General features: G+C 64.9%; 15 protein-coding genes. 7 read left to right on the forward strand and 8 right to left on the reverse strand.

Features of this window, described 5'->3' with window-relative positions; translation table 11 throughout:
* Positions 1-153 precede the first annotated feature (153 nt).
* Positions 154-2,940 carry a [protein-PII] uridylyltransferase gene (locus AB7M16_RS17840; RefSeq protein ID WP_453944677.1) on the forward strand — a complete coding sequence of 929 codons (2,787 nt, stop codon included), beginning with the start codon at positions 154-156 and terminating at the stop codon, positions 2,938-2,940.
* 157 nt (positions 2,941-3,097) lie between these two features.
* Here the strand turns inward: AB7M16_RS17840 and AB7M16_RS17845 are convergent, their stop codons facing one another.
* The gene (locus AB7M16_RS17845) at positions 3,098-3,628 is read right to left on the reverse strand and encodes a methylated-DNA--[protein]-cysteine S-methyltransferase (protein ID WP_212255793.1); all 531 of its coding nucleotides are present in this window, start codon (positions 3,626-3,628) and stop codon (positions 3,098-3,100) included.
* Positions 3,629-3,700: 72 nt separating this feature from the next.
* Between AB7M16_RS17845 and AB7M16_RS17850 the strand changes: the two genes are divergently transcribed.
* Both AB7M16_RS17850 and AB7M16_RS17855 read left to right on the forward strand, forming a co-directional pair.
* Positions 3,701-4,084, forward strand: a complete 384-nt coding sequence (locus AB7M16_RS17850; protein WP_453944678.1) for a DUF1304 domain-containing protein — start codon at positions 3,701-3,703, stop codon at positions 4,082-4,084.
* A gap of 134 nt (positions 4,085-4,218) precedes the next feature.
* On the forward strand, positions 4,219-5,445 hold the full coding sequence (locus tag AB7M16_RS17855) for an ABC transporter substrate-binding protein (RefSeq protein ID WP_172787912.1): 1,227 nt from the start codon (positions 4,219-4,221) through the stop codon (positions 5,443-5,445).
* 138 nt (positions 5,446-5,583) lie between these two features.
* On the opposite strand, the gene AB7M16_RS17860 is transcribed toward AB7M16_RS17855, so the two are convergent.
* Positions 5,584-6,009 carry a DUF1330 domain-containing protein gene (locus AB7M16_RS17860; RefSeq protein ID WP_025033272.1) on the reverse strand — a complete coding sequence of 142 codons (426 nt, stop codon included), beginning with the start codon at positions 6,007-6,009 and terminating at the stop codon, positions 5,584-5,586.
* 170 nt (positions 6,010-6,179) lie between these two features.
* Between AB7M16_RS17860 and AB7M16_RS17865 the strand changes: the two genes are divergently transcribed.
* Positions 6,180-8,390, forward strand: a complete 2,211-nt coding sequence (locus AB7M16_RS17865) for a transglycosylase domain-containing protein (protein ID WP_453944679.1) — start codon at positions 6,180-6,182, stop codon at positions 8,388-8,390.
* Positions 8,391-8,684: 294 nt separating this feature from the next.
* Here AB7M16_RS17865 and AB7M16_RS17870 read toward each other — a convergent pair whose 3' ends face one another.
* The 4 genes from AB7M16_RS17870 to AB7M16_RS17885 form a co-directional block, all read right to left on the reverse strand.
* Entirely contained in the window at positions 8,685-9,524 is an 840-nt protein-coding gene (locus AB7M16_RS17870; RefSeq protein WP_172787915.1) for a M48 family metallopeptidase, read from the reverse strand.
* A gap of 217 nt (positions 9,525-9,741) precedes the next feature.
* Complete coding sequence (locus AB7M16_RS17875) at positions 9,742-11,070, reverse strand: polyhydroxyalkanoate depolymerase (protein WP_172787916.1); 1,329 nt, start codon at positions 11,068-11,070, stop codon at positions 9,742-9,744.
* A gap of 120 nt (positions 11,071-11,190) precedes the next feature.
* Positions 11,191-12,006, reverse strand: a complete 816-nt coding sequence (locus AB7M16_RS17880) for an ABC transporter permease (protein WP_453944680.1) — start codon at positions 12,004-12,006, stop codon at positions 11,191-11,193.
* A 109-nt stretch (positions 12,007-12,115) separates the two neighbouring features.
* The gene (locus AB7M16_RS17885; RefSeq protein WP_172787918.1) at positions 12,116-12,919 is read right to left on the reverse strand and encodes an ABC transporter ATP-binding protein; all 804 of its coding nucleotides are present in this window, start codon (positions 12,917-12,919) and stop codon (positions 12,116-12,118) included.
* Between the two features lie 119 nt (positions 12,920-13,038).
* Here AB7M16_RS17885 and AB7M16_RS17890 point away from each other — a divergent pair, with 119 nt between their 5' ends.
* Together AB7M16_RS17890 and AB7M16_RS17895 are read left to right on the forward strand one after the other, a co-directional pair.
* Entirely contained in the window at positions 13,039-14,361 is a 1,323-nt protein-coding gene (locus AB7M16_RS17890; RefSeq protein WP_453947220.1) for an ActS/PrrB/RegB family redox-sensitive histidine kinase, read from the forward strand.
* Between the two features lie 102 nt (positions 14,362-14,463).
* Complete coding sequence (locus tag AB7M16_RS17895) at positions 14,464-15,018, forward strand: ActR/PrrA/RegA family redox response regulator transcription factor (RefSeq protein ID WP_271505019.1); 555 nt, start codon at positions 14,464-14,466, stop codon at positions 15,016-15,018.
* A gap of 202 nt (positions 15,019-15,220) precedes the next feature.
* Here AB7M16_RS17895 and AB7M16_RS17900 read toward each other — a convergent pair whose 3' ends face one another.
* On the reverse strand, positions 15,221-16,192 hold the full coding sequence (locus AB7M16_RS17900) for an IS110 family transposase (RefSeq protein WP_453944235.1): 972 nt from the start codon (positions 16,190-16,192) through the stop codon (positions 15,221-15,223).
* A 524-nt stretch (positions 16,193-16,716) separates the two neighbouring features.
* On the opposite strand from AB7M16_RS17900, the gene AB7M16_RS17905 reads away from it, so the two are divergent.
* Positions 16,717-17,970, forward strand: a complete 1,254-nt coding sequence (locus AB7M16_RS17905; RefSeq protein ID WP_172789764.1) for an IS110 family RNA-guided transposase — start codon at positions 16,717-16,719, stop codon at positions 17,968-17,970.
* Between the two features lie 345 nt (positions 17,971-18,315).
* On the opposite strand, the gene AB7M16_RS17910 is transcribed toward AB7M16_RS17905, so the two are convergent.
* Positions 18,316-18,804, reverse strand: coding sequence for an MmcB family DNA repair protein (locus AB7M16_RS17910; RefSeq protein WP_172788010.1), 489 nt, complete (start codon positions 18,802-18,804; stop codon positions 18,316-18,318).
* Between the last annotated feature and the right edge of the window lie 264 nt (positions 18,805-19,068).

Here is a 19,068-nt window from a genome sequence, read left to right on the forward strand (position 1 = left end):
GAGTTATATCTAGAGGTCAACGAGAAAATCCGCCCTCCGAAAGCGCGCCGGCCGAGAACAGATTTGCCCGAAGCCGCAGCTTTCCAGCATGGAACGGCTATTGCCAGAGAATGGCGGGTGACAGCGCCTGTCACCTCTTATATCCGGTGAGACATGGACAGCGTCGCGACTGAGAAGGCCGAGGTGGACGATCGCTTCGATACCGCGCGGATCACCGCCGCGGTCGATGCGCTCGCCGAGAAGCACGAGGGGCGCGAGGACGCGTTCCGCACGGCGATGGCGCAATTGCTCAAGGCCGAGCTGATCGCGGCGCGCGCCGCCACCCAGGCGATCCTGCTGAAGGACCGCCACGGCCGCCGCTGCGCCGAGCGGCTGTGCCACGTGCAGGACGAGATCATCCGCATCCTGTATTCGGCCGCGACGCGCCATCTCTACCGCTCGCCGATCCCGAGCGGTGCCGAGCGCATGGCGGTGGTGGCGACCGGAGGCTACGGCCGCGGCCTGATGGCGCCGGAATCGGACATCGATCTGCTCTTCATCCTGCCCTACAAGCAGACCGCCTGGGGCGAGCAGGTCGCCGAAGCCATCCTCTATTGCCTCTGGGACATGGGACTGAAGGTCGGTCACGCCACGCGCTCGGTCGACGAATCGATCCGGCAGGCGCGCGGCGACATGACGATCCGCACCGCGATCCTGGAGACGCGCTTCCTCACCGGCGACAAGCCGCTCTACGACGAGCTGGTCGAGCGCTTCGACAAGGAGGTGGTGCAGGGCACCGCGTCCGAATTCGTCACCGCAAAGCTCGCCGAGCGCGAGGAGCGCCATCGCCGCGGCGGCCAGTCGCGCTATCTGGTCGAGCCGAACGTCAAGGACGGCAAGGGGGCCTTGCGCGACCTGCACACGCTGTTCTGGATCGCCAAATACGTCTACCGCGTGCGCGATACCCGCGAGCTGGTCGGGCGCGGCGTGTTCGACGCGCAGGAATATCGCACCTTCCGCCGCTGCGCCGACTTCCTCTGGTCGGTGCGCTGCAATCTGCACTTCTACTCTGGCCGCGCCGAGGAGCGCCTGTCCTTCGATCTCCAGCGCGAGATCGCGATACGTCTCGGCTACACCTCGCATCCGGGCATGCAGGACGTCGAGCGCTTCATGAAGCACTACTTCCTGGTCGCCAAGGAAGTCGGCAACCTCACCGCCATCCTCTGCGCCAAGCTCGAGGACCAGCAGGCCAAGCCCGCGCCGGTGCTGAGCCGGGTGATGGCGCGGCTGCGACCGACCGCGGTGAAGCGGCGCGTCCCCGACAGCGACGACTTCATCGTCGACAACAACCGCATCAACGTCGCCGCGCCCGACGTGTTCAAGCACGACCCGGTCAATCTGATCCGCATCTTCCGCCTCGCGCAGAAGAACAATCTCGCCTTCCACCCGGACGCGATGCGCGACGTGACGCGCTCGCTCGGCCTGATCAACGCAGGCTTGCGCGAAAATCCCGAAGCCAACCGACTGTTCATGGAGATCCTGACCTCCGACAATGCCGAGATCGTGCTGCGGCGGATGAACGAGACCGGCGTGCTCGGCCACTTCATTCGCGCCTTCGGCAAGATCGTCTCGATGATGCAGTTCAACATGTATCATCACTACACCGTCGACGAGCACCTGATCCGCTGCATCGGCTTCCTGCAGGACATCGAGCGCGGCGGCATCGAGGAGTTCGCGCTGGCGAGCGACCTGTTCCGCAAGATCCGGCCCGAGCACCGCGCGGTGATCTACATCGCAACGCTGCTGCACGACGTCGCCAAGGGCCGGCCCGAGGACCACTCCATCGCCGGCGCCAAGGTGGCGCGGCGGCTCTGCCCGCGGCTCGGCTTCAGCCCGGCCGACACCGAGCTCGTGGCCTGGCTGATCGAGGAGCACCTGACTATGTCCACGGTCGCGCAGTCGCGCGACCTCTCCGATCGCAAGACCATCGAGAATTTCGCTGCCGTGGTGCAGTCGGTGGAGCAGATGAAGCTCCTGACCATCCTGACCACCGCCGACATCCGCGGCGTCGGGCCGGGCGTGTGGAACGGCTGGAAGGCGCAGCTCCTGCGCTCGCTGTACTACGAGACCGAGCCGGTGCTGACCGGCGGCTTCTCGGAAGTCGACCGCGGCAAGCGCCTCGCCGTTGCGCACACCGAGTTCCGCATGGCCTTCGCCGAATGGCCGAAGGACGAGCTCGATGCCTATATCGGCCGGCACTATCCGGCCTACTGGCTCAAGGTCGAGCTGCCGCGCAAGATCCGGCACGCCCGCTTCGTGCGTTCCAGCGAGCAGGCCGGCCACAAGCTCGCGATCAATGTCGGTTTCGACGAGGTGCGCGGCGTCACCGAGCTGACGATCTTCGCCGCCGACCATCCCTGGCTGCTGTCGATCATTGCGGGTGCCTGCGCCTCGGCCGGCGCCAACATCGTCGACGCCCAGATCTACACCACGACCGACGGCCGTGCGCTCGACACCATCTCGATCTCGCGCGAATACGACCGCGACGAAGACGAGGGACGGCGCGCCACGCGCATCGGCGAGATGATCGAGGACGTGCTGGAGGGCAAGCTGCGCCTGCCCGAAGTGGTGGCGCGGCGCACCGTGCGCAGCAAGGCAAAGCCGTTCGTGATCGAGCCGGAAGTGACCATCAACAACCAATGGTCAGATCGCTACACCGTGATCGAGGTCTCCGGGCTCGACCGGCCCGGCCTGCTCTACGAGCTGACCACAGCGATCTCCAAGCTCAACCTCAACATCGCCTCGGCCCATGTCGCGACCTTCGGCGAGCGCGCGCGCGACGTGTTCTACGTCACCGACCTCCTGGGCGCGCAGATCAATGCGCCGACGCGCCAGGCCGCGATCAAGAGCGCGCTGACCCATGTGATGGCCGGCGACAAGGCGGTGCAGCCCGCGGCGTGACGAGCGATCGGGGGATTCTCTCCACTCGTCATTCCGGGGCGCCGCGCAGCGGCGAACCCGGAATCCATCAAGCAACCGACAGTGCCGGTGAATGGATTCCGGGTTCGCGCTTCGCGCGCCCCGGAATGACGAGTGGAGGGGTTGGCGCGTTGCGTCTTCAAACCTCCACACCCTCGTGCCGCAGCAGCCAGCGCTTGCGCGCGAGGCCGCCGCCGTACTTCACCAGCGAGCCGTCCGCACCGATCAGGCGGTGACAAGGCAGCACCACGCTGATCGGGTTGGAGCCGTTGGCGTGGCCGACGGCGCGAATCGCGTTGGGCATGCCGATGGTTGCGGCGAGTGCGCCGTAGCTCAGCGTGGTGCCGGCGGGAATTTGCGCCAGCGCGGTCCAGACCTTCTGCTGAAACGGCGTGCCGGCGGTGCGCCAGGCGATGCCGGAGAGCTGGCCGAGCTCGCCTTCGAAATAACGCGAGAGCGCGGTGCGCATCTCTGCCGGCGCCGGCCGATCGCTGAGATCGACCGTCCCGTAATGCAGACGCAACAGCTCGCGCATCCGATGCTCGTAATCATGCCAATCGAGCGCCCGCAGCTTGCCCTCGGCATCGGTGACCAGCAGCGCGGTCCCGATCGGCGTCGCCAGGCGATCGAGGCCGAAGCGTTCAGGGAGCTTGGTTGATCGGATGGGCATGCAGCACCAGGCGGTCGAAACACATCGATCGCACTTGCCATGGTGGCCGTGCTAACGTCCACCCGAAAGCTGATGCTTTTGGGGGAGCTCACCTTGATCCTGATCGCCAATGTCCTGGTGGCGCTGGTCGCCGCGCTGCACGTCTTCTTCCTGGCGCTAGAGATGTTTCTCTGGGACAAGCCGCTGGGCCTGAAGGTGTTTCGGAATTCGCCCGAGAAGGCCGAGATCACCAAGGTGCTGGCCGCCAATCAGGGCCTCTATAATGGCTTTCTCGCTGCCGGCCTGATCTGGGGCCTCGTCCACGGCAACCCGGCCTTCGCGTTCCAGATCAAGGCGTTCTTCCTGCTCTGCGTGATGGTGGCCGGCGCCTATGGCGCGGCGACCGTCAGCACGCGGATCCTGATGGTGCAGGCGTTGCCGGCGGCCATCGCGCTGGTTGCAATGTTTCTCGCCTGAGACGCTACGGCGCAGCGCCGCGATCCTTGCACTGCGGCGAAGCTTCCTCCACAATCTTCAGCAGCGATGGCGACCGTTGCAATCAACGGAGAAAGACCATCGGCCTAAAATTCCGTCAGGAGGAACTAACCAACATGAACAATCGCAGAGCCTTCATAGCGGCCACGGCGGCGTTCGCCGTCGCCGTCTCGACCAGCCAGGCGCTCGCCCAGAAGAAATACGACACCGGCGCTAGCGACACCGAGATCAAGATAGGCCAGACCGTGCCGTTCTCCGGCGCCTATTCCGTCTATGCCAATATCGGCAAGACCCAGGCCGCGTATTTCAAGATGATCAACGATCAGGGCGGCATCAACGGCCGCAAGATCAACCTGATCCAGTATGACGACGCCTATTCGCCGCCGAAGACCGTGGAGCAGGTGCGCAAGCTCGTCGAAGGCGACGAGGTGCTCTTCACCTTCCAGCTGATCGGCACAGCCGCGAACGCCGCCGTGCAGAAATACCTCAACGGCAAGAAGGTGCCGCAGCTGCTCGCCTCGACCGGCGCCGCCCGCTTCAACGATCCGCAGAACTATCCCTGGACCATGGCTTACAATCCGAACTACGTGTCGGAGGGACGGATCTACGCAAAATACATTCTCGCCAATCATCCCAACGCCAAGATCGGCGTGCTCTACCAGAACGACGACATGGGCCGCGACTATCTCGCCGGCCTCAAGAGCGGCCTCGGCGACAAGGCCGCCAGCATGATCGTCGGCGAGGTCTCCTATGAGGTGACCGACCCGACCGTCGACTCGCAGGTGGTCAAGCTGAAGTCGATGGGCGTCGACCTGTTCTATGACGCCTCGACGCCGAAATTCGCGGCGCAGGCGATCAAGAAGCTCGCCGACCTCGGCTGGACACCCGTGCACATCCTCGACATCAACGCGAGCCCGGTGTCGGCGACGCTGAAGCCGGCCGGCCTCGACATCTCCAAGGGCATCATCTCGACCAACTACGGCAAGGATCCGGGCGATCCCCAGTGGAAGGACGATCCGGGCGTGAAGGCCTTCTTCGCCTTCATGGACAAGTATTTCCCGGAAGGCGACAAGCTCAACACCGTCAACACCTACGCCTATTCGGTCGCCGAGCTGCTGGTGCAGGTCTTGAAGCAATGCGGTGACGATCTGACGCGCGAGAACGTCATGAAGCAGGCCGCCAGCATCAAGGGCTTCGTACCGAGCCTGGGGCTGCCCGGCATCAAGATCAACACCGGCGCGAACGACTATCGCGTCAACAAGCAGATGCAGATGATGAAGTTCAACGGCGAACGCTGGGAGCTGTTCGGACCGATCATCGAGGACACGGGCCCGTCCGGCTAGGCGAAGAGAGGACGCGCCTGCCTCAACGACGTCATGCCCGGGCTGTCCCGGGCATCCACGTTCTCGGGTCGTCAAGGAAGCCGTGGATGGCCGGGTCAAGCCCGGCCATGACGATCGAGAGAGCTTCCTACTTGGCGTTCAGGTCGGTATCTCCCCAAAATTCTTCCCGACCGGCAGCACGGCGTGCCGGATCAGACGCGAATCCTCGACCGCGGCCTGGCGGTGCTTCACCGCCTCGCGATAGACGGGGTCGCGGATCATCTCGACGAAGGCGGCGACGCTCGGATATTCGGCGATGAAGCAATGGTCCCAGCGTTCCTCCTGCGGGCCGATCAGCATCAGCTCGAATTTGCCCTGCCAGACGATGCGGCCGCCGAGACGTTCGAACACCGGGCCGCTTTCGCGGCCGTAGGCCGCATAGGCTTCCGCGCCGCTGGCCTTGCGTCCGTCAGGATAGGCAGCCTCTTTGCGCAGGCGGACCAGGTTGAGCATGTGGATCGGGCCCGGGCGATCGTTCTCCCGGAATTGCGCGAAGATCTCCTTGGTCGGATCGATATGGCCCATGGCGCTCCCTCTTCTTATTGGAGCCGGCGATCCTAGCCTTGCCGCCCCGGAAGCGGAACTGCGGCCGGCGAATGCCGCATCTCCTAATCGCGCGTTAACGCCGGGGTAACCCGGCCTTAAACAGCGGCCGCTAGCGTTTCGGCGGGGCGGGCTGACCGGGCGTTTGGCGTATGGCGTGGGGAAAGAAAAAGGGTGCGCGGAAGGAGCCGCTGTTCGGCTTGCCCGCGGCGCTCGCCGATCTGCGCCTGACCGCTGCGGACCGCGTTCCCGGCGGCGACGACAAGCCGAAGAAATCTGCCAAACCATCCGCCAAGCGCAAGAGCGAGGATGCCGGCGACGAGCCGCCGCGCGAGCGCAAAGCGCCAGCCGGCCGCGGCGGCGCCAAGCGGCGATCGAAGTCGCGCTTCGGTGCCGGCCTCGGCCGCCTGGTCTATTGGGGCGCGGTGCTGAGCCTGTGGGGCGTCATCGCCGTGATCGGCGTCGTGATCTATGTCGGCGCCCATTTGCCGCCGATCCAGTCGCTGGAAATCCCCAAGCGCCCACCGACGATCCAGATCGTCGGCATCGACGGCAGCATGCTGGCGCAGCGCGGCGAGATGGCCGGCGCCAATGTCGCGCTGAAGGATCTGCCGCCGTATTTGCCGAAGGCGTTCATCGCCATCGAGGACCGCCGCTTCTATTCGCATTTCGGCATCGACCCGGTCGGCATCCTGCGCGCGCTGGTCACCAACGTCCTCCATCGCGGCGTGTCACAGGGCGGCTCGACCTTGACGCAGCAGCTCGCGAAAAACCTGTTCCTGACCCAGGAGCGCACCCTGCAGCGCAAGCTGCAGGAGGTGGAGCTCGCGATCTGGCTGGAGCGCAAGCACTCCAAGGACGAGATCCTGGAGCTCTATCTCAACCGCGTCTATTTCGGCTCCGGCGCCTACGGCGTCGAGGCGGCGGCGCAGAAATATTTCGGCAAGTCGGCGAAGAACGTGACGGTCGCGGAGGCCGCGATGCTGGCCGGCCTCGTCAAGTCGCCCTCGCGCCTTGCCCCGAACCGCAACCCCGAAGGCGCCGAAGCGCGGGCGCAGCTCGTGCTCGCAGCGATGGCGGATGCAAAGTTCATCACCGACGCGCAGGCGAAGGCCTCGATCGGCCATCCCTCCTACAACGTGAGGCCGGCGGGCGCCGGCACGGTGAACTACGTCGCGGACTGGATCGGCGAGGTGCTGGACGATCTGGTCGGCCAGATCGACGAGAGCATCAAGGTCGAGACCACGATCGATCCGAAGCTGCAGAGCGTCGCCGAAGCCGCCATCATCGACGAGCTCGCGGCCAAGAGCGTGAAGTTCAACGTCAGCCAGGGCGCGCTGGTGGCGATGACGCCCGATGGCGCCGTGCGCGCCATGGTGGGCGGTCGGAACTATTCCGACAGCCAGTACAACCGCGCGGTCACCGCCAGGCGCCAGCCGGGCTCCTCGTTCAAGCCGTTCGTGTACCTCACCGCGCTCGAGCAGGGGCTGACGCCCGATACGATGCGCCAGGATGCGCCGATCGAGGTCAAGGGCTGGAGACCTGAGAACTACACCCATGAATATTTCGGCGCGGTGACGCTGACGCAGGCGCTGGCGATGTCGCTCAACACGGTCGCCATCCGCCTCGGCCTCGAGGTCGGGCCGAAGAACGTGGTGCGCACCGCGCACCGGCTCGGCATCTCCTCCAAGCTCGAGCCCAACGCCTCGATCGCGCTCGGCACGTCGGAGGTCTCAGTCGTCGAGCTGGTCGGCGCCTACGCGCCGTTCGCCAATGGCGGCCTCGCGGTGGCGCCGCATGTTGTGACGCGGATCAGGACGCTCAGCGGCAAGCTGCTCTACATGCGCCAGCCGGAGGAACGTAACCAGGTCATCGACCCCCGCTATGTCGGTATGATGAATGCGATGATGCGGGAGACGCTGATATCGGGCACCGCCAAGAAGGCGGAGATCCCGGGCTGGCCGGCGGCCGGCAAGACCGGCACCAGCCAGGATTACCGCGACGCCTGGTTCATCGGCTACACCGCGAGCCTCGTCACCGGCGTCTGGCTCGGCAACGACGACAACTCGCCGACCAAGAAGGCGACCGGCGGCGGCCTGCCGGTGGAAGTCTGGTCGCGCTTCATGAAGACCGCGCTCGAGGGCGTGCCGGTGGCAGCCTTGCCGAGCTCGCCTAGCGGCTGGGGCCTGTCGAACCTCGCGCAGGCGGCCTCGCAGGTGTCGCCGCCGACCCCGGCGGCTCCGCCGCAAGCGAACGCCGGCGGCTATCGCCCGCCGCCTCCGACGCGCGCCAATGTGCGGCCCGAGGCAGCCGCCGGGCTCGATGGCTGGCTGATGGATCGGCTGTTTGGCGGGAATCGGTAGCCGCAGGCTGAGGCCCTTCGGCGCCTCACAACAAAAACTGCGAAAACAACCCCATGCACAGTAGAACTCGGTTGCCGGGGTGATGCGCGGTGGATCGCGCTAAGCGTTTGACGCGGAGGGGTTCGTCAGGCAAACGACGCAAACGTCGCCAAACGTGGCGAGAATCGAGCGAGACGCGGGATGTCGCGTCATCCTCCGTCATTGCGAGCGCAGCGAAGCAATCCAGAATCCCTCCGCGGAAAGAGGCTGGATTGCTTCGCTTCGCTCGCAATGACGATGTGGAGACAGCGTGAACTAATCCTCGACCCCGTACCGGTGCAGATCGTTGCCGTAGGTGTCGAGCCACTTCTTGGCGCGCTCCATCGACGGGCAGACCTTGCCGCAGACGCGCCAGAACCGCGCCGAATGGTTCATCTCGACGAGATGGGCGACCTCGTGCGCGGCGAGGTAGTCGAGCACGAAGGGCGGGGCGAGGATCAGGCGCCAGGAGAACGACAGCGAGCCCGCCGAGGTGCAGGAGCCCCAGCGGCTGGACTGATCGCGGATCGAGAGCCGCTTGACCCTGACGCCGAGCTCGGCGGCGTAGGCTTCCGCCGAGCGCTGCAGGTCGCGGCGCGCCTCGCGCTTGAGGAAATCGCTGACGCGGCGATCGACATGCTCGAGGCCGCCGGCGACGCAGAGAATGCGCTCACCGCTGTCGCGCATCTCGGTCCACACCGTGCCGCGCTGACCGGCGCGATGAACGATGCGATGCGCCGTGCCGCGCAGCGGTATCACCGTGCCCGGCTGGAACGGCGCGGCCTTCGGCAAGCGGCCGAGACGCGCGGCGATCCACGCACCGTGACGCTGTGCGAAGTCTTTTGCTTCGGCGAGCGTGCCGCGCGGCGGCATGGTGAGGATGGCTTCGCGGTCGCTCGGATGAATTCTGAGCGTGTAGCGGCGCGCGCGGCGGTGCCGACGCAGCCGAATCGCAAAAAATTGCGATCCGTGGGTGATGACAAGGGTCTTTGGTTCGTGGGGCCGACGATAGAGGAGTGCGCGAGTGGCCATGTCTGTCAGTCCGGGGGGCAGGAGAGCGCCCGGATTCTGCCATAACCGCCGCCAGGGAAAGCGCTCGGCGCAAAAACAAATCATTTGCCCAATATACAGCGGTCCGGCGTCCGGGAGACCCTACAGACTGGGGTTGGAACCGGCTTTTTTCGCCCCCGCTGGACGCATGCGACACCCCCAAGGGGTGAGGGTAGACTCACTCCTATAAAGCTACCCAAATACCGCGAATCTGGCGGGAACTTGCCCCTGCCGAAGGCCTTGGCAGGGGCCGAAATTTCGACGGGAAAGCCGAAATTCAGGATTATTCGGCCGCGAGCGCCTGCAACGAAGCAGGATTCGCAGCCGAAACCATGAAGTCGTGAATCCGCGGCACGATCTCCGACTTGAATCGCGATCCGTTGAACACGCCGTAATGTCCGACGCCCTTCTGGACGTAATGAACGCGGCGATGATCGGGAATCGCGCTGCACAATGTGTGCGTCGCTTCGGTCTGACCGAGACCGGAGATGTCGTCGTTCTCGCCTTCGACCGTCATCAACGCGACGCGCTTGACCTTGGAAGGATCGACGCGGGTTCCGCGATGGGTCATCTCGCCCTTGGGCAGCGAGTGCTTCACGAACACGGTGTCGACGGTCTGCAGGTAATACTCGGCCGGCAGATCCATCACCGCGAGATATTCGTCGTAGAAGTCGCGATGCTTGTCGACGAGGTCGCCGTCGCCCTTCACCAGATGGGCAAACAGCTGCTTGTGGGCATCCATGTGCCGGTCGAGATTCATGCTGATGAAGCCGTTGAGCTGCAAGAATCCCGGATAGACGTCGCGCATCATGCCCGGATGCGGAAACGGCACCTTGGTGATGACGTGGTTGCGGAACCAGTCGATACCGCGCTCCTGGGCGAGGTTGTTCACCGCGGTCGGATTGCGGCGGGTGTCGATCGGGCCGCCCATCAGCGTCATCGAGGTCGGCACGAACGGATCGCGCCGCGCTTCCATGATCGAGACCGCCGCGACGACGGGCACTGAGGGCTGGCACACCGCCATCACATGCGTGTTGCCGCCGAGCACATGCAGCATCTCGATGACATAGTCGATGTAGTCGTCGAGATCGAAGCGGCCATCGCTCAAGGGCACCATGCGGGCATCGGCCCAATCGGTGATGTAGACCTCATGCGCCGGCAGGAAGGCCTCGACCGTGCCGCGCAGCAGCGTCGCATAATGGCCGGACATCGGCGCCACGATCAGCACGCGCGGCTGCGGGCTGCGCAGCGGACGGGCGAACTTGCGATCGAAGTAGAGCAGCTTGCAGAACGGCTTTTCCCAGACCGAGCGGATCTCGACGGGGACGCGGATGCCGTTGACCTCGGTGTCGTTGAGGCCCCATTCCGGCTTGCCGTAGCGGCGCGTGGTGCGCTCGAACAATTCGCAGGCCGCGGCGACCGACTTGCCGACCTCGGTGCGCGACCAGGGATTGAGGGGATTCTGAAACAGCAGCTTGGTCGCGTCGGTGACCGCACGAGCCGGATTGAGAGAGGCGTGAGCCATCTCATACATCCAGTACATCGGCGTCGTCAGGACCGGACTGCCTTCTGCCGCCAGGGGCGGCGCGCCGCCAAACTCACCAATAGGCATATTATAATCCTCTTCGCATCGCAGCATACTGCCGAATGCGCAATATTGCGTCAATGCATCGTTCCGTACATCTACGTGCCCGGAACGGCTAAATCAGCCTGAATCCACGGGAAAGTGACGTTATTCACCGCTGGACAGCAGCGAGCCGTGCCGCTTTGCGCTGCGCAAAAGGGCAAGGAATGCCCCAAAAGATGCAACCAAAAGGACGGCGTTGATGAGCAACGCCTCCAGCATCAGATCGCTCCTAAAGGTTTGCTCGATCAAGAGCGCGCGCATTCCCTCGAAGGCATAGGTCGGCGGCAGCGCCCAGGCGACGTATTGCAGCCAGGCCGGCAACACGCTGACGGGATAGTAGACGCAGGCGAGCGGCAGGATCGCGAACATCAAGGTCCAGACGATGCTCTCGGCGCCGAGGCCGTTTCGCAGCACCAGGCCCGAGACGAAGATGCCGACCGACCAGCTCGTGAAGATCAGATTGCAGAAGAACGCGATCAACGGCAGGCCAAGGGCATAGACGTTGAAGTGAAACAGGAACAGCGCCAGCAGCGTCATCGGAATGATCCCGATCGCAAGCCGGATCAGGCTCATGACCATCAGCGACAGCAGAAACTCGATCGGCCGCAGCGGGCTCATCATGAGATTGCCGATGTTGCGCGCCCACATCTCCTCCAGGAAGGAGATGGAGAAGCCGAGCTGGCCGCGGAACAGGATGTCCCAGAGGATGACGGCGCCGATCAGCGTACCGCCGGCGCGCGCGAAGAAGTTGGCGTTCTCGGCGATGTAATATTGGAGAAAGCCCCAGGTGATGACCTGCAGCGCCGGCCAATAGAGCAGCTCGAGCAGCCGCGGCCAGGACGACAGCAGCAGATACCAATAGCGCAGGATCATCGCGCCGATGCGATGGACGGAGATGCCGCGGGCGAGGTACGCCGTCATTGCAAGGAGCCCTTGCGACGAAGCAATCCAGACTGCCGACGCGGAACGATCCTGGATTGCTTCGCTGCGCTCGCAATGACGAAAGGAGCGCCCGTGCCCGTGCTATCCCTCATCGCACCGCCTCCTTCGCGCCGTTTGCCCGGCCGCGGGCGACGTCCAGAAACACCTCCTCCAGCGTGGTGCGGTTGTAGCGGGCCATGATCGCCTCGGGCGTATCGTCGTCCTCGATGCGGCCGCGCTTCATGATGATGACGCGGTCGCAGAGCCGCTCGACCTCGAGCATGTTGTGCGAGGCGAGGAGAATGGTGGCGTTGTTGTCCCGGCGGTACTGCTCCAGATGCGCCCGCACCCAGTCGGCGGTATCGGGGTCGAGCGAGGCGGTCGGCTCATCCAGGAGCAGCAGCTCGGGCTGGTTGATCAGCGCCTTCGCCAGCGCAACCCGGGTCTTCTGCCCGGCGGAGAGCTTGCCGTTGGCGCGGTCGATGAAATCGCCGAGGTCGAGATCGGCGGCGAGCCTGGTAATGCGCTCAGTGAGGTTCTTCACGGCATAGAGCTTGCCGAACACGGTGAGGTTCTGCCGCACCGTGAGCCGCATCGGCATGTCGACATAGGGGCTCTCGAAATTCATCCGTCCCAGCACGGACGCGCTCTCGTCGGGCATCTCATGACCGAGCACCTGCACGCGGCCGGAGGTCGGCAACACCAGGCCCATGATCATCGCGATGGTCGTGGTCTTGCCGGCGCCATTGCCGCCGAGAAGCCCCGTGATGCTGCCGCGCGGCAGCGAAAAGGAGATGTCGTCGACGGCGCGGGTCTGCTTGTAGACCTTGACGAGGTGCTCGACCGCAATTGCCGCGGACGAATTTCGATCCGCGACAGTCGGCCGACTTGAAGCCTTGCCATTCTCGGTCATGCTGGCCGTTCTTCTGCTATTGCATCGGCGAGCGCAAGGCTTGATGTAAGGGCTCCTCCGCGGGCGGTTCCGCAAGCCCAGCGTTCGTGACCTTGGAAGGCGCCGCTACATTGGCCGATATGACCGAAATTGCCGATTCCGACTTCCGCCACGCGCAGCGGCATATCCGGCTGGACACGATCCTGCGGCTGCGCTGGCTCGCGGTGCTGGGCCAGCTCGCGGCGATCTTCATCGTGGCCCAGGGGCTGGAGTTCAACGTCGAGATCGTCCCCTGCGTCAGCATCATCGCGCTGTCGGCGGCGCTCAACCTCGCGCTCCAGACCGCGGCCAATCCGATGCGGCGGCTGGAGCCGCTGCAGGCGGCCGGCCTTCTCGCGCTGAACATCGTCGAGCTGGCGGGCCTGTTGTTCTTCACCGGCGGGCTGCAGAACCCGTTCTCGTTCCTGTTCCTCGCGCCCGTGCTGATCTCGGCCACGGCGCTGCCGGCCCGCTTCACCTTCGGCCTCGGCCTGCTCGCCGTGGCCTGCGCGTCGGTGCTGTTCTTCTATCATTTTCCGCTGCCGTGGGATTCCGACGATCCCCTGGTGCTGCCGCCGATCTATCTCGTCGGCGTCTGGCTCTCGATCGCGCTCGCGATCGGCGTCACCAGCCTCTACTCGTTCCAGGTGACCGAGGAGGCGCGCAAGCTCGCGGACGCGCTGGCCGCGACCGAGCTGGTGCTGACGCGCGAGCAGCACCTGACCCAGCTCGACGGCCTTGCTGCCGCGGCCGCGCACGAGCTCGGCACGCCGCTCGCGACGATCTTCCTGATCTCGCGCGAGCTGGAAAAGACGGTGAAGGACGCAAGCATCGCCGCCGACCTGAAGACCTTGCGCGAGCAGACCCAGCGCTGCCGCGACATCCTCAGCAAGATCACCCAGCTCTCCTCCACCGGCGCGCCGTTCGACCACATGAAGCTGTCGGAGCTGATCGAGGAGGTGGTGGCGCCGCACCGCGATTTCGGCGTCGAGATCAAGGTGCGGATCGCGGTGGCCGCGGCGGCCGAGCCGGTCGGCTCACGCAATCCCGCGATCCTCTACGGCATCGGCAACATCGTCGAGAACGCGGTCGATTTCGCCCGCACCACGGTCGAGGTGAATGCCTGGTGGAACAATGACCATATCGAGCTCTTGATCTCCGACGACGGACCCGGCATTCCGCCCGATATCCTCAACCGGATCGGCGAGCCCTATCTGTCGCGGCGGCGCCCCCAGGACGACGGCGGCGGCGAACGGCGCGGCCTCGGCCTCGGCGTGTTCATCGCGCGCACCTTGCTGGAGCGCACCGGCGCCAAGGTCTCGTTTACCAACCGGATCTTTCCGGACCATGGTGCGGTGGTGCAGATCACATGGCCGAGACAGCGTTTTGAGGCTATCGAGACGCTCGAAGAAACAATAGGATAGCCGCGACCTTGCGTCGCACAACGGGCCGGGTCGACCATTTGCCGCCTTGGCACCGCGCCATTGCGACGCCATATGTCAATGCGCTGGAGAGAGGACACAACCTTGAACGCCATTGCCGAACTGAACGAACAGACCGACCGCTCGCTTCTCATCGTGGAAGACGACAAGCCGTTTCTGGAGCGGCTGTCGCGCGCCATGGAAACTCGGGGCTTCGCCGTAACGTCATGCGACACGGTGTCGGATGGCCTTGCGCAGATCGGCAAATCGGCGCCGGCCTTCGCGGTGGTGGATCTGCGGCTCGGCGACGGCAACGGCCTCGACGTGGTCTCGGCGCTGAAGAAGAAGCGCCCGGATGCACGCGCCATCGTGCTGACCGGCTATGGCAACATCGCCACCGCGGTGACCGCGGTGAAGATGGGCGCGATCGATTATCTCTCCAAACCGGCGGATGCCGACGACGTCGTCGCCGCGCTGCTGTCGACCAACACCGAGAAATCCGAGCTGCCGGCCAACCCGATGTCGGCCGACCGCGTCCGCTGGGAGCACATCCAGCGCATCTACGAGATGTGCAACCGCAACGTCTCGGAAACGGCGCGCCGGCTCAACATGCACCGGCGTACGCTGCAGCGGATCCTGGCCAAGCGCGCGCCGAGGTAAAGGTGTCGTAGCAACCATTAAAGCGGCGCCCGATTGCCTTGAGCATGACGCCGCGCTTGCGACCGTCAAGGCGTGGCCTTTCAGCAGCGGGTGTGAGGCGAGAGCAGAGCGACGGCCAGCCTTGACGGCCGCTGCGCGCGGCGTCGTTGTGGCGGCAGGTCGGGACGAAGAAACGGTCGCCTGATCGAACAAAGAAACGCGGTCAGACGGCGGGCAGCTTGGCGCGTTGAGGCACCTCGGCCACCCAGGGAGTTCCGCGGGCGACGACGGCGTTGATGGTGACGAGCAGCTTTCTGGCGCAGGCGATGCGCGCGCATTTGTGGCGTTTGCCGGCTGCGATCAGGCGGGCGTACAGAGCCTTGAGCTGCGGATTCCAGCGGAAGGATGCCGCGAGAGCCGCGTTGTAGAGCGCCCGGCGCAGGCGTTCGCGGCCACCCTCGATGTGACGGGCGCCGGCGTGATTGCCGCTGTCGTCGTCATAAGGCGCCAGCCCGCCGAGAGCTGCAGCGGGCCCGCGCGTGATGTTGCCGACCTCGGGCATCCTGACCAGGACGGCAACGGCGGTCGGCAGGCCGCAGCCGGCGACGCTATAGATCAGATCGAGCCGTGCGGCCAGATCAGGGTGCTGGCGGATCGCCGCCAGCAGCGCTTTGAGTTCGGCTCGTTTGGACTTGGCCAGGAGCGCGATCTGCGCCTTCCAAATCCCTTGAATCCGCGTGTCGCGGCAACTCTCGAGCCGGTTCTTCAGTCTTGCGATGTCCTCCGTGATCTGGTCGATCATCGTCAGATGCTCGGCAAAGGGCTGCAGGCGCGGATCCGGAGCGGGATGGATCGTCTTGACCGCAGCAGTGCACATCGCGATCAGCGCCGCGTCGATCTTGTCGTTCTTGGCCAGCAGCTGATGGAACGTGGCATAGGCACAGACCTGCTTCGGCTGAAACAGGATGACGACGAACCGCTTGCGCCGCAGCTCGGCGACCACCGCCTGCTCGTAGCCTCCACTGGCCTCGATCCCTATCCGCTTGACCTTGCGGCGCTTCAGCCACTCCACCAGCGCCTGGTGGCCTTCTACCGTGTTGTCGACCTGCCATTGCTCCGAGCTGCCGTCGACCGCCACGTCGAGCTTATGTTTGCCGGTATCGATCCCGGCACAGATCGTGATACGCTTGGCCATCTTCCTCGACCCTCCCTTGTGAATGCGAACCTGAAGTTCGTTCAACCATGCGGGTCCCGATGAAGTGCCGACCGCGATCTTGCTACGAAACGCAGCCCTTCAAGGCTTCGGTGGGCATCGATCCGATCGATCGGCGGCCCAGCTCGGGCGGCCACCCGGGCTGGGCCATTCCTCACGGAACGGGGCCATCCTAACCCGGCGCGCTAATACAAGGGTGGGCAAAGGCGCGCAGCGCCGTGCCCACCGTTCTGCTTCTATCCTCATCGGTTTGAATGGTGGGCACGCTTCGCTTTGCCCACCCTGTACCCTTGTGGGGTTCGTGGCGGCCTTCGGATGTAGACTGGCCGTCCGGGCCGATCCGCCGGGAGCAGCCTTGTCCACCTGTGCCTCGAGCACCGACGTAGGAACCGCGCCCCGGCGGAGCGACCGCGATCGAGATCCGGTAGGAGGTCGCGCCAAGAGCGCCGGTACAGGGACTGATCAGGATCGTGGTGGCCCGCCTTGCGAGCAAGGAGGTCTCAACAATGATCGAAGATGTACGCTGGTTCGTCGGGATCGACTGGGCAACGCGGAGCCATAGCGTTTGCCTGCTGGATGCCGCGGGAAGACAGGTTGCGCAGCACGAGTTCGACCATGGCGGCGCCGGGCTGACGGAGTTGCGTGACTGGCTGCTGGAGAAGACCAAGGCCGCACCGGGACAGATCGCCGTGGCGATCGAGATGCCGCACGGCCCGGTGGTGGAGATGCTGCTCGAGCACGGGTTTGCGGTGTTTGCCATCAATCCCAAGCAACTGGATCGCTTCCGCGATCGCTTCACGGTGGCCGGTGCCAAGGACGACCGCCGCGATGCTCATGTGCTCGGCGCCTCGCTGCGCACTGACCGTGCTGCTTTCCGTCGGCTTGTGGCAGACGATGCGGCGATGATTGAGCTACGGGAGTGGTCGCGCCTGGCGGACGAACTGCAGCAGGAACGCACGCGGCTTGCCAACCGCTTGCGTCAGCAGTTGTGGCGATATTATCCCCAGGCCACCAAGTTGACCGACGATGTCGCCGACGAATGGTTCCTGGCGCTTTGGCAGAAGGTGCCGACCCCCGCCAGTGCGGTCAAGGCCAGCGAGAAGGCCATCGCAGGTGTTCTCAGGGACTATCGTATCCGCCGTCTCAATGCGGCGACGGTGCTCGGGACTTTGCGCGAGGCACCGCTGTTCGTAGCCCCCGGCACGACGGAGGCAGCCTGCGCTCACATCCGCAGCCTGGCGGCACGTCTGCACCTGGTCAATCGGCAGATCAAAGAGGCTCATCAGAACCTGGACCGGCTATGTGCCGAGTTCGAAGGAGAGGAGAAGCCGTCGGGGCAGAGCTCGGAGCAGTGCGACGTGACGATCCTACGCTCCTGGCCAGGAATCGGCAGGATCAATCTCGCCACACTGCTCGCCGAGGCCGCAGAGCCCCTGCGCAGACGAGATTACCATGCTCTGCGCGCCTTGGCAGGGGCTGCGCCGGTGACGCGGCAAAGCGGCAAACAACGCTTCGTGATCCGCCGCCTCGCCTGCAACAGGCGGCTACAGAGCGCCGTCCATCACTGGTCGCGTGTCGCCATCCAACACGACGCTGCCAGCAGGCGACGGTATGATGCCTTGCGCAGAAAAGGACACGGTCACGCGCGGGCTCTGCGCAGCGTGGGAGATCGCTTGCTTTTTGCCCTGTGCACGACGCTCAAGCGACAGACCCCATACGATGCGGACCATAACGGCACAAAGAACTCCGCGAACGGGTGAGCCCCATTCCTTTGTTCGGCCGGGCGACCATTCCTTCGTCCCGACCTGCCGAGCGCCAGAGCGCCGCCCGCAGATGCTGTCCAGGATGCCGAAGGCACCGGCAAAGCCGGCGCGCAGCGTCCTGGACTGCATCGAGCACGGCGCTACCATATTGCCCTATAAGGACGTTCCCCTTGACCAAGGGTAGGAGGTCCTACGGTATCTCATGCCCCGGACGCAGCGCAGCACGAAGTGATGCGCTGCAGAGCCGGGGCCCATAACTCATCGTACATTGCCGCTTTGTGGGTCCCGGCTCAGCGCAGCAGCGTTTCACGCTGCAGCGCGTCCGGGACACGAGACCGTCCTCTATTCCCAAAAATCCGCGTGGCCCTGCGGATCGACCAGGCGGTTGATCCGCAAGGCCGCCGCCATCGCGAACCGCACCGTCATCTGCTTGCGCGTGGCGGCGGCGAGCTTGTGCTCGGGCGCCTCGCAATGCAGGTGCGCGCCGTAAGCGTCGGCGATGATCAGGCCGGTGTCTTCAGGAAAAATCTCGCACGGCAGATCCTGCGTGAAGGCGAAGAACAGCCGGTCGCAATGAGCGCGGTATTCGTGCCATTTCTGGTCGGCGCGCAAATCCTCGACCGACGACTTGATCTCGACGATCCAGATCTCACCGCGCTCGTTCAGCGCGACGAGATCGGCGCGCCGGCCGGACGGCAGCGGCAATTCGCTGATGCAGGAGAAGCCGAGCGAGCGCAGCAGACGCGCGGTGCCGCGCGCGATGGCGAGCGCCGTCTCCGACTGGCGGCGATCCGGCGGCGGCACGAGGGTGATGCGGGCGGTGTTGTCCATGGCGGGGAGAGTACCCGATTCCATCTCGCCCGTCATTCCGAGGCGCGCGCAGCGCGAGCTATGATGCGCAATTGCGCATCTGAGAATCCGTAACCACGGGGCGACGTGTTGGGCAAAGCAGGTAACTCCGAGTCTTCGCAAGATTGCTGCCTGTGGTTATGGGTCCTCAGATGCGCAATTGCGCATCATAGCTCGCGCTGCGCGCGCCCCGGGACGACAGCGAGTGTGACGTGAGAGCGCGGAACCGCGCTCGGCCTTCAACAC

It is taken from the genome of Bradyrhizobium sp. USDA 372, assembly GCF_053629095.1.

What these genes read in the sequence shown, in the direction of transcription:
- AB7M16_RS17900 (WP_453944235.1), bottom strand. Translation starts at nt 16,192, where the DNA reads ATGGCCAAGCGTATCACGATCTGTGCCGGGATCGATACCGGCAAACAT.
- AB7M16_RS17870 (WP_172787915.1), bottom strand. Translation starts at nt 9,524, where the DNA reads ATGATTTGTTTTTGCGCCGAGCGCTTTCCCTGGCGGCGGTTATGGCAG.
- AB7M16_RS17885 (WP_172787918.1), bottom strand. Translation starts at nt 12,919, where the DNA reads ATGACCGAGAATGGCAAGGCTTCAAGTCGGCCGACTGTCGCGGATCGA.
- AB7M16_RS17845 (WP_212255793.1), bottom strand. Translation starts at nt 3,628, where the DNA reads ATGCCCATCCGATCAACCAAGCTCCCTGAACGCTTCGGCCTCGATCGC.
- AB7M16_RS17860 (WP_025033272.1), bottom strand. Translation starts at nt 6,009, where the DNA reads ATGGGCCATATCGATCCGACCAAGGAGATCTTCGCGCAATTCCGGGAG.
- AB7M16_RS17905 (WP_172789764.1), top strand. Translation starts at nt 16,717, where the DNA reads ATGATCGAAGATGTACGCTGGTTCGTCGGGATCGACTGGGCAACGCGG.
- AB7M16_RS17875 (WP_172787916.1), bottom strand. Translation starts at nt 11,070, where the DNA reads ATGCCTATTGGTGAGTTTGGCGGCGCGCCGCCCCTGGCGGCAGAAGGC.
- AB7M16_RS17850 (WP_453944678.1), top strand. Translation starts at nt 3,701, where the DNA reads ATGCTTTTGGGGGAGCTCACCTTGATCCTGATCGCCAATGTCCTGGTG.
- AB7M16_RS17910 (WP_172788010.1), bottom strand. Translation starts at nt 18,804, where the DNA reads ATGGACAACACCGCCCGCATCACCCTCGTGCCGCCGCCGGATCGCCGC.
- AB7M16_RS17840 (WP_453944677.1), top strand. Translation starts at nt 154, where the DNA reads ATGGACAGCGTCGCGACTGAGAAGGCCGAGGTGGACGATCGCTTCGAT.
- AB7M16_RS17880 (WP_453944680.1), bottom strand. Translation starts at nt 12,006, where the DNA reads ATGACGGCGTACCTCGCCCGCGGCATCTCCGTCCATCGCATCGGCGCG.
- AB7M16_RS17855 (WP_172787912.1), top strand. Translation starts at nt 4,219, where the DNA reads ATGAACAATCGCAGAGCCTTCATAGCGGCCACGGCGGCGTTCGCCGTC.
- AB7M16_RS17890 (WP_453947220.1), top strand. Translation starts at nt 13,039, where the DNA reads ATGACCGAAATTGCCGATTCCGACTTCCGCCACGCGCAGCGGCATATC.
- AB7M16_RS17865 (WP_453944679.1), top strand. Translation starts at nt 6,180, where the DNA reads ATGGCGTGGGGAAAGAAAAAGGGTGCGCGGAAGGAGCCGCTGTTCGGC.